The sequence below is a fragment of the Streptomyces sp. UNOB3_S3 genome (assembly GCF_020740895.1).
In the GTDB taxonomy this organism is placed as follows: Bacteria; Actinomycetota; Actinomycetes; order Streptomycetales; family Streptomycetaceae; genus Streptomyces.
The window spans coordinates 1-14312 of the sequence record NZ_JAILXP010000173.1 but is presented as its reverse complement, the minus strand read 5'-3'; the positions used below and the strand labels follow the sequence as shown (position 1 = coordinate 14312).

12 protein-coding genes are annotated in these 14312 nt (G+C 73.2%); 4 read left to right on the top strand and 8 right to left on the bottom strand.

Annotated features, from left to right (window positions below):
- Positions 1–192 precede the first annotated feature (192 nt).
- From K6I33_RS19610 to K6I33_RS19600, 3 genes are all read right to left on the bottom strand, one after another.
- A complete protein-coding gene (locus K6I33_RS19610) occupies positions 193–819 on the bottom strand; it encodes a hypothetical protein (protein WP_229354205.1) in 627 nt (208 codons plus the stop codon).
- The gene (locus tag K6I33_RS19605; protein WP_229354203.1) at positions 819–1076 is read right to left on the bottom strand and encodes a hypothetical protein; all 258 of its coding nucleotides are present in this window, start codon (positions 1074–1076) and stop codon (positions 819–821) included. Before K6I33_RS19605 ends, K6I33_RS19610 begins: the two co-directional genes overlap by 1 nt.
- A 68-nt stretch (positions 1077–1144) precedes the next feature.
- Positions 1145–2539 carry a xylan 1,4-beta-xylosidase gene (locus tag K6I33_RS19600; protein WP_374285232.1) on the bottom strand — a complete coding sequence of 465 codons (1395 nt, stop codon included), beginning with the start codon at positions 2537–2539 and terminating at the stop codon, positions 1145–1147.
- A 113-nt stretch (positions 2540–2652) separates the two neighbouring features.
- Here K6I33_RS19600 and K6I33_RS19595 point away from each other — a divergent pair, with 113 nt between their 5' ends.
- From K6I33_RS19595 to K6I33_RS19580, 4 genes are all read left to right on the top strand, one after another.
- Entirely contained in the window at positions 2653–3771 is a 1119-nt protein-coding gene (locus tag K6I33_RS19595; protein ID WP_229354199.1) for a DUF5925 domain-containing protein, read from the top strand.
- 243 nt (positions 3772–4014) lie between these two features.
- Positions 4015–7362 (top strand): ALF repeat-containing protein, encoded by a 3348-nt coding sequence (locus K6I33_RS19590; protein WP_229354197.1) that lies wholly within the window; start codon positions 4015–4017, stop codon positions 7360–7362.
- 107 nt (positions 7363–7469) lie between these two features.
- Complete coding sequence (locus tag K6I33_RS19585; RefSeq protein WP_229354196.1) at positions 7470–7865, top strand: hypothetical protein; 396 nt, start codon at positions 7470–7472, stop codon at positions 7863–7865.
- A gap of 118 nt (positions 7866–7983) precedes the next feature.
- Positions 7984–8349: a hypothetical protein gene (locus K6I33_RS19580; RefSeq protein WP_229354194.1), complete on the top strand. Its 366-nt coding sequence runs from the start codon at positions 7984–7986 to the stop codon at positions 8347–8349.
- Between the two features lie 101 nt (positions 8350–8450).
- Here K6I33_RS19580 and K6I33_RS19575 read toward each other — a convergent pair whose 3' ends face one another.
- From K6I33_RS19575 to K6I33_RS19555, 5 genes are all read right to left on the bottom strand, one after another.
- On the bottom strand, positions 8451–8870 hold the full coding sequence (locus K6I33_RS19575) for a hypothetical protein (RefSeq protein ID WP_229354192.1): 420 nt from the start codon (positions 8868–8870) through the stop codon (positions 8451–8453).
- A gap of 141 nt (positions 8871–9011) precedes the next feature.
- On the bottom strand, positions 9012–9386 hold the full coding sequence (locus tag K6I33_RS19570; RefSeq protein ID WP_229354191.1) for a GntR family transcriptional regulator: 375 nt from the start codon (positions 9384–9386) through the stop codon (positions 9012–9014).
- A 72-nt stretch (positions 9387–9458) separates the two neighbouring features.
- Entirely contained in the window at positions 9459–11321 is a 1863-nt protein-coding gene (asnB, locus tag K6I33_RS19565; protein WP_229354182.1) for an asparagine synthase (glutamine-hydrolyzing), read from the bottom strand.
- 81 nt (positions 11322–11402) lie between these two features.
- Positions 11403–12602 carry a type III PLP-dependent enzyme gene (locus tag K6I33_RS19560; RefSeq protein WP_229354180.1) on the bottom strand — a complete coding sequence of 400 codons (1200 nt, stop codon included), beginning with the start codon at positions 12600–12602 and terminating at the stop codon, positions 11403–11405.
- The gene (locus K6I33_RS19555; protein ID WP_229354207.1) at positions 12599–14302 is read right to left on the bottom strand and encodes an IucA/IucC family siderophore biosynthesis protein; all 1704 of its coding nucleotides are present in this window, start codon (positions 14300–14302) and stop codon (positions 12599–12601) included. Before K6I33_RS19555 ends, K6I33_RS19560 begins: the two co-directional genes overlap by 4 nt.
- Between the last annotated feature and the right edge of the window lie 10 nt (positions 14303–14312).

Sequence of the window (14312 nt, the reverse complement as noted above, 5' to 3'; positions counted from 1 at the left end):
GAGGTGGACGTGGCCGTGACCGGCGAAGGACCGTCGCGCGGCGGGGGTGACGGGGGCGGGCTGCGGAAGGACCGGGGCGTGCGTCACGAGTGCCTCTTCCGTGCGGGAGCCGCCGGCTGTGCCGTGGCTGTCTGTGCCGTGGGGCAGGGGCTGGAACGCGGGGACGGGAACGCGGGGACGGGAACGCGGGGGCTAGAACGGTGAGCGGTAGTGGAGGGCGGCGACCGCTCCCGGCCGGGCCAGGGGCCGCCCGGGCCGGTGGTGCGGCACGGCCCGGCCCAGCTGGGCCAGTACCCCGCGGCGGGGGTAGCGGACGGCGGTACCGCTCTCGCGGTCCCAGTCCGGGTCGCGCTGGAGGGCGTCGAGCTGGTCCTGGGTGCGTCCGCGCAGCGCGGGGTGGAGGTGGAGGGGGCCGACCTCGCCCAGCACCGTGGTGAGGAGGGCGAGTTCCGAGGCGTCGATGTCGATGTGGAGCCAGATGCCGTCGTGCTGTTCGTAGTAGTTGTACCAGGCGCACGTGGGCACGAGGAGGCGTCCGGCGAGCGCCCGCGCCAGGGGGACGAGGGCGCGGTGGAGCCGGGCCAGCAGCGGGGCTTCGGCGGCGACCGCCTGCCGGCTGGGCCGGTCCGGCCCGTCGGGGCCCGCACGGCGGCCGCGGGGCAGCAGCCGCCCTGCCTCGTGCGCCAGCGCGGCGGCGCACCGGTCGTCCCAGAGTCCTTCGACGGCCAGGCAGCCGCGCGCGGTGAAGGCCCGCCGTTCGGCGGGGCCGGGTAATCGGGCGGCGATCCAGGTGTCGTCGCACCGGGGGACGCCGGCCATCACGAGGTGGTGGTGGCGACCGGCCAGGAGGCCTCGGGGGTGTAGTGGGCCATCTCGTCCCCGGGGGCGAGGCGCAGCACCCCGGCGAAGGAGTAGCCGTCGGCGAGGGGGACGTGGGCGGTGTCCCTCAGGTGCTCGCGGATGGTCTCCCTGGCCTCGGGGGCCGCCCTGGCGGTCTCGACGACCTCCCTGGGCAGCACGTAGTAGTTGCCCTCCGCGTCGACGATGACCAGCGCCTGAGCCGTGTTTTCAGGCATGAGGTCTCCCTTTCGTTTCGGTTGACGCCGCTTCAGTGTTGCCGCCCCGCGCGGTGCGGGGCAACGGGTCAGAGCCAGCGGACTTCGTACGGGGCGAAGTCGACGCTCTGGCCGTCGACCCGGGCAGTGATCTTCCGGTCGAGGGTATTGACGGCGAGTACGGTCGTGCCCGCGCCGATCACCTGGACGGCCGGGGCGTCGGCGCCGCCGACGTCGATGCGGCGCAGTCCCGTGCCGGGCGGGAACTCCTTGGCGAAGCGGGTCAGCAGGTCCAGCATGGGCAGCGGCCCGCCGCCGTCCGGGAGTTGGGTGCTGCGCCACAGGCAGCCGGGGCAGTCGGCGCCCTCCTCCTCGGGGTTCCAGTAGAAGGCCCCGGCCGCGTTCGCCTCGGCTATCCGCATCATCGCGGTGGCCTGGACGGCGACGCGGTGGGGCTCGGTCCAGGTCTTGCGGCCGTCGTGCTCGTCGGCGGGCTCGACGTACCACTCGGCCCACCACACCGGCAGCCCGGTGGTCTTCCGCACCCATTCGGTGACGTCGGTGAACTTCCGCGTGGCCCGGAACTCGTCGGGTACGGGCCTGCTGCCCGTGCGGGTGTAGCTGGCGCCGTCGACGACGACGAAGTCCGCCCCCTCCTTGTGCTCGGTCCAGTACTCCAGGGCGTCGACGGCCCGCTGGTCCACCGCCCCCCAGTCGCCGCTCACCCTCGAGGCGTAGGAACCGGTGCCGGGGGCCTCGCTGTCCATGACCACGTACGGCCCGCCCACGAGGGCCTTGCTGTTCTGTTTCTTCACCGCCTTGTAGACGAGGTTGTAGAGCTCGGTGTACCCCTCGTAGTCCCAGCGGTTCCTGGATTCGTCGTAGAAGCCCTTGAACTCGTTCCAGACGATGAAGTGGCGTACGTCCGGGTAGCGTTGGGCGATCCTTCCGGCGAGCGCGGCGAAGTCCTTGTAGTGGGCGCGGTCGGGGGCCTTCTCCAGGGACTTCTGGGACCAGTCGGTGCGGTCGCCGCCGCCCTTCATCCAGTCGGGGGCGCAGCACAGGGTGAGCACGGGCGTGGTGCCCGTCTTCCGCATGAGCGCGACGCGCCGGTCGAGGTCGGCGAAGTTGTACTTCCCCGGTCTGGGTTCGGGGTTGTCGACGCCCCAGCCCATGATGTGCTGGTTCTGCGGCAGGGGGACGCGGGCGAGGGTCTTCCCGGCCGTCGCCTCCGCGGCGTCCTGTCCGAGGTCGGCGCTGTACTGGGTGTGGGTGAAGCCCCAGCCCACCCAGGCCGCGGAGCCGGCGGGCGCCGCCGGGGGGCGGTCCCCGGACCGCCATGCCTCGATGCTCGCGGTGACCAGGGCGGCCAGGGCAAGGAGCGCGCCCGCGAGCAGTGCGGCGATCCGCCGCCGTCGCGACGGCCCGCCGGACCGCCACCGCCTCGCCCGCTGCAACGTCCGACCTCCACCATGACGTCCCATCACGGAAAGGGTAACGGGGGCGGAATCGGTCTGCGGCGCGTTCGGCGCAGGCGGGGGCGGAACCGGCGAAAACCCGGGTGCGCCGGGGTGATCCGTGCCGGATCATGGGGCGCATGTGTGCCGACCGCAGTGCCGAGCGCCCCCTTCCTCCAGCCGATTCCCCGGCCATCGGGATCCATGTCGACAGCGACTCCCCGGCCGACGTGATGGACGCCCTCTTCCTCGGCCCGTTCGGCCGGGGCGAACAGCCCTACGCGCGCGGCCACTCGGTGGAGCGGATCCGGTCCGGGGCGACGCTGCTGCCGCCCGGGGCCCGGGTGGTGCGCTCCGCGCGGGACGACGACCGCGGCGCGCTCCTCGCCGAGGGCGACGGCTGGTCGCTGCTGGTGTCGCGCTGGCAGCGGACCGCCGATGTGACGGTAACGGCCGTCAGCGACGAACTGGCCCAGGAGGTGCTGCGGCAGGCGGTGGAGGGCGCCGAGGACGATCCCGAGCCCACGCCCGACCACGTCACCATGGGCTTCTGGTACCTCTCCCCCCGGCGCGGCCCGCACCGTACGACCCGGTCGATCTCGGCCGGCACGTGGGAGGAGGTGCGCGCCAACTACACCGCGCCGGTGGCCGACGCGATGGACCGCCTGATGAAGGTGACCCCGGACGACATCGCGGGCCGTCTCCTCCTGCTGCACGGTCCGCCGGGCACGGGCAAGACGTCCGCGCTGCGCACGCTGGCCCGTTCGTGGCGGGACTGGTGCCAGGTGGACTGCGTCCTGGACCCGGAGCGGCTGCTCAACGACGTGGGTTATCTGATGGACATCGCCATCGGCGAGGACGACGGCCCGGAGGGGAGCCGCTGGCGGCTGCTGCTCCTGGAGGACTGCGACGAGCTCATTCGCGGCGAGGCCCGGCACGCGGCGGGCCAGGCGCTGTCGAGGCTGCTGAATCTGACGGACGGTCTGCTGGGCCAGGGCCGGAACGTCCTGGTGGGCGTCACCACCAACGAGGACCTGGAGCGGCTGCACCCGGCGGTGGTGCGGCCGGGCCGTTGTCTGGCCCGGATCGAGGTGGGCCCGCTGACGCGGGCGGAGTCCGTCCGGTGGCTGGGCCGCGAGGAGGGCGTGGGCCGGCAGGGCGCCACGCTCGCGGAGCTCTTCGCGCTGCGGCGGGGCACGGTCCCGGCGTCGGTGCCGGCGCAGCCGGACGGGACGGCGGATGCGGGGCTGTATCTCTAGCCGGTTTCTCCAGCCGACCCCGAACTCCCGTAAATAAAACATAAAAGATCACACGCGGGTGCGGGGCGCACCTGTGGTCCGACGGCCCTTGGGACACCCGTTCCCCGGCGTGTCCGCACCCCCTCCGACCCCCTCCCGGCAAGATCCGGAATTTCGATTCCGCCCCTACGATCACGCCGATGTGGCGGCATCTGCCGCTTCATGACGGGTTGTTAGTAAAACCCGGCGGATTTTTGAGGGGATATGACCAGCAAGAGACCGAAGAGACTTCTCGCCCTCACCTCCCTGACGCTCGCCGCGACGGTGCTCGGCACCACCGTGGCCCAGGCCGTCCCGGACCGGCCGGACGGCCCCGCGCTTCCGGCGGACGCGCGGGCGCAGGCGGTCGACGCGTACCGGCTGGGGGGCCTGGCCACCAAGGACGCCGCGACGAAGGCACTGCTCGGTTCGGAGACGGACCTGCGCTCCTTCCTGCAGAAGGGGCTCGACCGGGCGACGGCCGAGGACGAGCGGTTCGCCGTCCTGAAGATGCTCAGCTCCTCCGGCAAGGGCGTGCGCGACGCCGCGTCCAAGGCGCTGAGCGGGACCGACGCGGACATCCACGAGTTCGTCAGGAACGGCTACAAGAACCCGCTGGACGACGACCGCCGCGTCGCCGTGCTGTCGGCGATGAACAACGGCGAGAAGGCCGTGCGCGACGCGGGCCAGAAGGCCCTCGACAGCGGTTCCGCCGAGGCCCTGGACGCCTTCCTCACCAAGGGCCGCGTCACGGCCCAGGAGGAGGACGACCGGGTCCAGGTCCTGAAGATCATGCAGGCCGGCGGCCCCGAGGTGAAGAAGCTCGGCGACCGGGCCATGCAGGGCACGGCAGATGACCGCCGGGAGTTCCTGGAGCGCGGGCAGTACCTGGCCCGCAGCCGGGACCAGGAGAGCGCGACGGTCGGCGCGCTGGCCCAGGTGGCCGAGCAGGCCGGCAAGCGGGCCAAGGCCGAGACCGACGCGGCCAAGGAGGCCGGCGCCCGTGCCGAGGAGGCCGCGGCGAAGGCCAAGGAGGCCGCGCTCAAGGCCGCCAAGGAGGCCGCCGCCGCCAAGGACAGCCTCGAGGACGCCGGGAACGCCGCCAACCGCGCCGCCCAGGCCGCCGAGGGCGCCGCCGCCGCGGCCCGGACCGCCATCCAGGCGTCCAACACCGCCGTCTCCGCCGCCCGTACGGCCGCCAGCGCCGCCCAGGCCGCCGCCTCCGCCGCGGCCGCCGCCGGCCAGGCCGCCTCGCGCGCCTACAACGCCGCCGCCGCTGCCGCCGGCAACGCCGCCGAGGCGGGGAACGCCCGCCGGGCCGCCGAGGCCGCCCGCGACGCTGCCAAGGGGGCGCGTACCGCCGCCCAGGCCGCCGTCCACGCGGCCGACGCCGGCGCCGCCGCGGGCAGCGCCGGTGCCGCCGCCGCGCGTGCCGCGCAGAACTCCGCCGCCGCTGCCGCCGCCTCCGCGGACGCCGCCGCCTCCGCCGGTGTGGCGCAGGCGCAGGCCCGCCGGGCGCGCGAGGCCGCCAACGTCGCCCAGAGCGCGGCCGACACGGCCACCGCGGCCGCCGGCCGCGCTCAGTCGCTCGCCTCGCAGGCCGCCGCCGCCGCGCGTGACGCGCACCAGGCCGCCAATGACGCCGCCGACCACGCGGAGAAGGCCGCCGCCGCTGCCGACAAGGCGGCCGACGAAGCCGGCCAGGCGCAGGACTGGGCCAACAAGGCGACCGAGCACGCCAACAACGCCATCGATGCCGCCAAGGCGGCGTCCGGCGCGGTCGAGCAGGCCCAGAAGGTCGAGAAGCTCGCCCGCGAGAGCGAGAAGGCGGAGCTCGACGCGAACACCCAGCTCGGCATCGAAGAGGCCAAGACGGCCGCGAAGGCCGACAAGGACGGCACGGACTTCATCAAGCAGCTGCAGAACCAGTCGGCCCAGATGGACGACGACACCAAGCAGCTCGTGACGAAGGCCGCCGCCTCCGGCATCGACACCAAGTCCGCGGCCGACCTCGGCCGCAAGGCCGCCGTCAACCTGCTGGACAACACCGGGGCCTGGACGCGCTCGGCGGCCGAGTCCGCGCTGTCCGGCACCGATGAGGCCGTCGTCGCCTGGGCGAGGACGGACTTCAAGCAGGCCCAGCGCCAGGACGACCGGGAGAAGGTGTTCGCCCTCGCCAAGGTCGGCGGCCCGGCTCTCGCCGACGCGGCCGCCAAGTCGCTCCAGAGCGACGACCCGGACGCGGCGGAGAAGTTCCTCGTCAAGGGGGCCTACGACGTCCAGATCGAGGACTACCGGTTCCAGACCCTCAAGCTCATGAACGGCGCCGGCAAGGCCGTCAAGGACGCCGGCAGCGCCGCGCTGAGCGACGGCGGTGTCAAGGCCCTGTACGCCTTCCTGAGCAGCGGCTACCGTCAGGCCCAGATGGAGGACGACCGGGTCGAGACGCTCCGCGTCATGAACACCGGAGCCGCCAACGTGCAGGCCGCCGCGCAGGTCGCGATGGCCGGTTCCGCCTGGATGCAGCACGACTTCGTCACGCGCGTCCAGTACCGGGCCGCCCAGAAGGACCAGGACACCGCCACCCACGTCGCGTCCGTCCAGGCCCTGATCGCCAAGGCCGCGAGCGCCGCAGCCGACGCCAACGAGAACGCCTACACGGCGTCCAAGGTGGCCGCCAACGCCCGGAACAAAGCCAATGAGGCCGCCGACTGGGCCGAGAAGGCGAAGAAGTCGGCCGCCGAGGCCAACGACTACGCCGAGAAGGCCCGTGACAAGGCCAAGGAGGCCGACACCTCGGCCGCCGCCGCTGCCGCGTCCGCCGAGAAGGCCAAGAACGCCGCCGCGACGGCCCGCCAGGCCAGCCGCCAGGCCAACTACTCGGCCAGCCAGGCGGAGAACTCCGCCGCCGCGGCCGTGGACTCGGCCGACAGCGCCAAGGCTTCGGCGGCCAGTGCCGCCGCGTCGGCCACCCAGGCCGGCCGTGACCGCGACGCCGCCGCCAAGGCGTCGTCCGAGGCGCAGAGCGTCGTCATCGAGAAGCGCCGGCAGGAGGCTGCCGCCGAGGCCGCCCGTGCGGCGGAGCAGGCCCGGGAGAACGCGAAGAAGGGCACCGACCCCTCCAACGACCCCAAGTACGACCAGCACGGCTCCTCGACCGTCCCGACCAGCGACGGCAAGAACGCCGGCGACAAGGGCGACGACGGCAAGGGCTGGGCACGCAGCGGAGCGAAGTGGCTGAACCGCGCGAGCACGGTCATCGGGACGGCGGCCGCGATCTCGGCCTTCATCCCGGGCGCCGACGTCGTCGTCACGCCCGTACTCGGGGCCACGTCGATGATCGCCGCCGGCATCAGCGCCGGGCTGTCCTGGTACGCCGACGGCTTCGGCAACTCGAACATGATCAGCGCCGTCACCGGTATGGCACTGGGCGGCGTCGGCAACCTCGCCAGCAATGCCATCAAGTTCGGTGTCCCGGTCATCAAGGGCATCACCCAGCTCTCGAAGGTGGAGCGCGGAGTGCACGCCGTACAGCAGGCGATCTCCCCGGTCGTCGGCTGGTTCACTTGGTAGCCTGACCGGCCCCCGGCGGAACGTTTCGACTGAAGAGAACCGAAGAGAACCGAAGAGAACAACTGTGGGGCCCGGCCCGCCGGGCCCCACGGAGTCAAGGAAGAGTCATGCCCCAGCCTCCCGTCATACCCCTGACCGCCTGGTGGGCCATCGCCGTCGCGGCGACGTTCGCGTTCCTGGCCTTCTTCGTTCCGCTCATGCCGAACCGGCGGTACCGGATCCGGATCTCCCTCGCCCCGTTCGCGGCGGTCCTGCTCGTGACGGTGAGCGCCCTGGTCAAGCACCACAGCGCGGAGGTCTCCCTGCCGCTGTACACGGCGGCCATCGGAGGCTTCCCGCTGGGCTTCCTGGGGCGGCGCGGGGAGCTCCGGGAGAAGGCCCGGTACGCGGCGGAGCACGGCAGCAGCCCGGACAACGCCCTGTCCAAGGGCGCCCAGCTCCAGGTGGTCGCCGTGATCATCGTGGTGGCCCTGGTCGGCTCCTGGTTCTCGATGGTGGACTAGGCAGTCACGGTGAATGCGGTGGTCGGAGAGGGTGACCGCGCGCTCCTCAGGCTTGGCCCGCACCGGCGCTCCCGGTAGCAAGGGGGATCGACCAACCTCCGAGGGTCAGGACCACACAGTGAAGAGCATCAGTCCCATCAGGATGGCGACCGCGGGCCTGTCCGGCCTGCTTCTGGTCGGGGGCGCGGCCTCGCCCGCCATGGCCTGGGGCGGCGACGGACCGTTCAGCGCCGGCGGCGACACGTTCGTCCGTTTCCAGGCCGGATTCAGCTGCCAGGGCCGTGCCCGGGCCTGTGTCAACGGCCCCATCAACAGCGGCAACAGCAAGAACTCGCAGAACGTCCGGATCACCGGGAATCCCAGCGACAGCGGCAACCCCGTGGACAACAGCGGTTCCACGAACTCCGGATCCTCCGGTTCGGGCGCCTCGGCGGGCAGCTCCAACCACCAGCAGCAGCTCGGCGGGAGTGAGCTCCACCTCTGAGCCGGCGGCGACAGCGCCCGCGAATCGCCTCAGGCCCCGGGAGACCGGGGCCTGAGGCGATTTCCGGGGCGGGGCGGACGACGGGGCCCGGACCGATCCACCTAGGGGAAGATGACCGGGTGGGCCGTGGAGATGTCGTGCGGGCTGTTCAGCTGCGGCCCCTTGACGTCGTTGAGGCTGTTGGTGGAGCCGGCGGCGGTCTCGATGTTCCCGCTGTCCACGGGGTTTCCGTGGTTGATGAAGTTGTTGCTGTTCTCGCTGTTGCCGCTCTGGACCGGACCGTTGACGCAAGGGTGCGGCGACCGGGACACCGGCGACTTGTAGTGGAAATCGGCCAGCCGGTTGTTGCAGACCACACCGGACACCGTCTCGGCGAGGGTGCCGACGTCGGCACCCGCCACCGCAGCCAGCAGGGAGCCCGGATTGGTCTGCGTCTGCGCCTCCGCGCTGCCGGCTCCGGTGCCGGACAGCACCAGACCACAGGTCCCGGCGAGGGTCACCACCCGCACGAGTCTTCTCACGACGCTCCTTGCCTGGTCCGTCCGTTGTTCCCGGACGTATCGTGCTGCGGTTGTCCCTCATGGTCCCGGCGAACCACAGAAGGCCGGGGGCTCGCGGGCCATATTCAGCCGGATGGCCCACAGCCCCGGGCCGCGGCCCCGTCAGTCGCCGTACACCGCCCGGAGCGCGTCGCCCGCGGCAGCCAGCGCCGCGTCGCGGTCCAGCCCCAGCCGGTGGGCGCGCTGGGCGAAGGCGAGCGCCGCCGCGGCGGCCTCACGGGCGGCGGTGTCACCGGGGGCGGCGATGAACGTGCCGTTCCGCCCCCGGGTCTCGATGACCCCGTCCGCCTCCAGCGCCCGGTACGCCTTGGCGACGGTGTTCGCCGCCAGGCCCAGCTCCTCGGCGAAGCCGCGCACGGTCGGCAGCTTGTAGCCGACCGGGAGCTCCCCCGCGCGGGCGCGCTCGGCGATGCCGGCCCGGATCTGCTCGTACGGAGGCTCGGCGGCGTCCTGGTCGACGGTCATCTGCAAGGCCACGATGGGGACTCCTGGTGAGGACTACGGTGGGTCCATTGTGCGCCAGACGGGCCCACCGTGGCCGCAGGCCCGCTAGAGGCGCAGTTCGGTGCCGTACTCGGTCAGCCAGGTGTTGAGGTTGAGGACCACTTCGGTGGCGGTCCGGAACGACTCGCCCGCGCGCTCGTCCAGTGCCTCGGCGACGGCGGGGGCGTCGAGCAGCGGGCGTACGGGCGCATCCTTGTCGGCCAGGAGGTGGCCGAGGGCGGTGCGCAGGGCGTCGGCGTAGCGGGGGTCCTGGGTGCTGGGGTAGGGGCTCTTGACGCGGTCGGCGACGGCGTCCGGCAGCAGGTCGCGGGTGGCGGCGCGCAGCAGGGACTTCTCGCGGCCGTCGAAGGTCTTCATGGCCCAGGGGGTGTTGAAGACGTATTCGACGAGGCGGTGGTCGCAGAAGGGGACGCGCACCTCCAGGCCGACGGCCATGCTGGCCCGGTCCTTGCGGTCGAGGAGGAGCTGGACGAAGCGGGTGAGGTGGAGGTGGCTGATCTCGCGCATCCGGCGCTGGAGCCCGCTCTCGCCGGGCAGCCGGGGCACTTCGGCGAGGGCCTCGTGGTAGCGCTGCCGTTCATGGCCGGGCATGTCGATCTTGGTGAGGAGGCTCTTGTCGAGGAGCGCGGTCCGGCCGCCGCTGGCGGGCCCGGAGAAGGTGTCGGCGACGCCCGCGGCGAGCCAGGGGAAGGTGTCGGCCTGGACGCACTCGGGGTCGTGGAACCAGCGGTAGCCGCCGAAGACCTCGTCCGCCGACTCCCCGGACAGCGCGACCGTGGACTGCTCGCGGATGGCCTTGAAGAGGAGGTAGAGCGAGACGTCCCCGTCACCGAAGCCGGCGGTGGGCAGGTCGCGGGCTCTGACTATGGCGTCGCGGTTGGCGCGGTTCATCAGGGCGGCCGTGTCGAGGACGATGTCGCTGTGGTCGGAGCGGACGTGCTCGGCGAGGGCGTGGGCGTAGGGGCCGTCGGGGGTGGGGCGCAGCAGGTCGGCCTTGAAGTTCTCGGTCTGGCCGGCGAAGTCCACGGAGAAGGAGCGCACCGGGCCGTGCCCGGCCTCCGCCAGGCCCTTGGCCGCGAGGGCGGTGATGGCGGAGGAGTCGAGCCCGCCGGAGAGCAGGGTGCACAGCGGCACGTCGGCGATGAGCTGCCGGGTGACGATGTCGTCGAGCAGCTCACGGACGCGCCGGACCGTGGTGGCGGTGTCGTCGGTGTGCTCCTGGGCCTCGAGCCCCCAGTAGCGGCGGACGGTCAGGCCCGCGCGGCGGACGCGCGCGGTGTGGCCGGGGCGCAGTTCGTACATGCCGTGGTAGCCGGCGTGGCCGGGGGTCTTGGTGAAGGCCAGCATCTCGGCGAGGCCCTCGGCGTCGACGACGGGCCGGACGGACGGGTGGGCGAGGATGGCCTTGGGCTCGGAGCCGAAGAGCACCCCGTCGGGGGTGGGGTGGTAGTAGAGCGGCTTGATGCCCATGCGGTCGCGGACCAGGAGGAGTTCCTCGGTGCGGGAGTCCCACAGGGCGAAGGCGTACATGCCGTTGAGGCGTTCGGTGAAGGCCTCGCCCCATTCGAGGTAGGCGTGGAGCACGACCTCGGTGTCGCTGCTGGTGCGGAAGGTGTGGCCGTGACTCTCCAACTGGGCGCGTAATTCGCGGTAGTTGTAGACCTCGCCGCTGTAGGTGAGGGCGAGCCGCGTACGGCCGTCGTGTGCGACGAGCATGGGCTGCTTGCCGCCCTCGATGTCGATGACGGCGAGGCGCCGGTGGCCCAGGGCGGCGTGGGTGTCCAGCCAGACGCCGCCGGCGTCGGGGCCGCGGCAGGCCATGGTCCGGGTCATGGCGTCGAGGGTGGCGGAGGCGTGGGGGGTGGTGAGGTCGTTGTCGTAGGAGATCCATCCGGTGATGCCGCACATGGTTTAGGGGCTCCCTTCGCATGAATACCGAGGGTAGTTGTATCCACCAACTATGACGTCCAAACGTTGGTGGGCCGGGGCTCAACCCGCCTCGGGCGCGCCCAGCATGTGGAACGTCGGCTTCGGGTGCATCAGGAAGTCGTGGTGCGAGATGTTCCACGCGTACGCGCCCGCCATGGCGAAGGCGACACGGTCGCCCGCCCTCAGCTCCGCCACCGGGATCCCGGCCGCCAGGGTGTCCTTGGGGGTGCAGAGCTGGCCGGTGAGGGTGACCGGTTCGGCCACGGCGGCCGGGCGGGGCCAGGGGCGGGACCACTCCTCGACGGGCAGGACGGTGAAGGGGTGGTCGTGGCCCTTGGTGGCGGGGGTGCGCATGTGGTGCGTCCCCCCGCGCAGCACCGCGAAGGCCTCGCCGTGGCTGTGCTTGACGTCCAGGACGTCGGTCACGTACCAGCCCGAGTACACCGTCATCGACCGGCCCGGCTCGACGCGCAGGGTCACGCCGGGGTGGCGCGCGGCCAGTTGGGCCAGCCCCTGTCCGTAGGCGGCCCAGTCGAAGCGGGTGTGCGGCCGGGCGTAGTCGACGGCCATGCCGCCGCCGACGTTGACCTCCATCGAGCCGAGGCCGTGCCGGTCGCCGAACTCCCGCGCCCAGGAGGTGATCCGTTCCGCGACGGCCAGCTGGGCGGTCGCGTCCAGGCCGCTGGCCAGGTGGGCGTGGACGCCGCGCAGCCGCAGCCGCCCCTCGATCAGCGGTACGCAGCCCCCGGCGCGGTGCGGGTCGAGGCCGAACGGGCTGGGCCGGCCGCCCATGGCCAGGGCCGCGCCGCCCAGGTCGCCCTGGCCGACGGGCAGGTTGACGCGCAGCAGCACGTCCACGGGCGGCCCGTCGGGGCGTTCCCCGGCGAGGGCGGCGAGCAGCCGCAGTTCCTGCTCGCTCTCCACGTGGAAGCGCTCCACTCCCAGATCGAGGGCGAGCCGCAGCTCGGCCTCGGTCTTGCCGGGGCCGCCGAAGGCGAGCGGCAGTCCCGGAACGGTCTCGCGGACGTGGGCCAGTTCGCCGCCCGAGGACACCTCGAACCCGCTGACGTGGGGGGCGAGGGCCTTGAGGATGCCGGGGGCCGGGTTGGCCTTGGCCGCGTAGTACAGCTCGGTCTCCGGCGGCAGGGCGGCCCGTACCGCCCGGGCGTGCTCGTCGAGGGCGGTCAGGTCGTGGACGTAGGCGGGCAGCTCGCCGGCCGGCAGGCGTTCGGCGTGGGCGGCGGCACGGGGGGTGATCACAGCGTGGTGCTCCAGGATCCGGTGGGGGCGGCCGAGGAAACGGCGGCGAGGACGTCCGACACGAGGGGCGAGCCGATGCGGACGTAACCGGCGAACCGGTCCGCCTTGCGCTCCCAGCGCGTCAGCAGATTGGCCTTGGCCGGCAGCGGCACCCCGGCGATCAGGGCCCGCAGCAGCGGCGGATTACCGTGGGCCGCGGCCCGGTCGGCCAGGACCCGGCGGACGGCGGACCACAGGGCGGGCTCCAGGTGGGGGTGGCGGTCGGCGAGGGCGGCGAGCATCTCGGCGAGGTGGTTGACGAGCAGGCAGTACACGACGCGGTCCCAGCCGCGCTCCCGGTCGTACGTCATGGGCCCGGCCACCTCGTCGCCGAGCGCGGCGAGGGCCGCCGCGTGGTGCTCGGGGAGCAGCTTGGTGCCCTCCAGGTCGCGCAGCAGGACCTGCCGGGGCATGCCCGTGTCGTCGACGCCGACGACGACGTTCTGCAGGTGCGGCTCCAGGACGACGCCGTGGTCGAAGTAGGCGGCCAGCACCGGGGGCACGAGCAGGTCCAGGTAGGCGTCCCACCACTCCAGGGCGGCCTCGGGGCCCGTGCCCGCCAGCAGGGTGGAGACCTGGGCCGTGCCGGTGGGGTACTCGTCGGCGACGGCGGCGGCCAGCAGGGCGGTCAGGCCGGGTGCCAGCCGTGCGCCGAGGCCCTCGCGGACGATGACGCCGAAGCCCTCGGCGAGCTCGCGGCTGCCCAGGTCCAGGGTGCGGTAGCCGGGTTCGCGCAGCAGCTCGGTGCCGGGGAAGCGGGCGGCGAGGCCGGCGGCGACCGGCTCCAGCAGCCGGGTCAGGGCGACGGCGCCCGTCAGCTCGTACTCGGCGTTCTTGCGCAGGCAGTTGGTGATGCGGACGTTCAGGCTGAACTTCAGGAAGTCCCGGCCGTCGTAGAGGGTGCGCACCGAGGCCGTGGGCACGAAGTCCGCTCCGCGCGGCCCGAGGTCGAGGACGTCACCGCGGCCGAGGGCGGCACGCAGCGCGGGGTGGTCCTGGAGCATGCCGTACTGCCAGGGGTGGGCGGGCAGCAGGACGTACCCCTCCGGCACGCTCCCCTGCCGGTCGAACGCGTCGAGCGCTCGGGGGACGGCGGCCTCCTCGCGGATGAACTCGCGGCGCACCGCGAGGTGGCGCAGGGCGAAGCGGGCCCGGGCCTCGGGCGCGTAGCGGGCCCAGTCCTCGGCGGCGCCGGTGCGGGCCTTGGGGGTGGGGTGGAAGCGGTGGCCGAAGAGCAGGGACTGCTCGGAGTCCAGGTAGCGGCCGTCGGGGGTGCCGGTGTCCGCGCCGGGCCGCCGGGCCGCGAGGGCGGCGACCACTCCGGCGTGGCTGGAGGCCACCTGGCCGAGGAATTCGTCGTTGCGGACGCCGGTGCGCAGCTCCAGCTCGCGGTGGATGTGGCCGGCCAGGTCCTGCCAGGGCAGCTCGGTCCAGGTCCCGTCGCGCTGTTCGGTGACGGGGCCGGTGAAGCGGTGGGCGCCGATGAGGGAGGCGCGGCGGAGCCGGACGCGCAGCAGGGCGCCGCTGCGGGGCAGCCGCAGCAGCAGGTGCCCGTCCGTGACGGCGGTCTGGTGCTCGGGGCCCGAGACCTCGCGCAGCAGGCAGTTCAGCAGCGTGTGGGCGACCACGTGGTCGGCGGCGGGCACGCCCGCGGGGGCCAGGGGGCGGGTG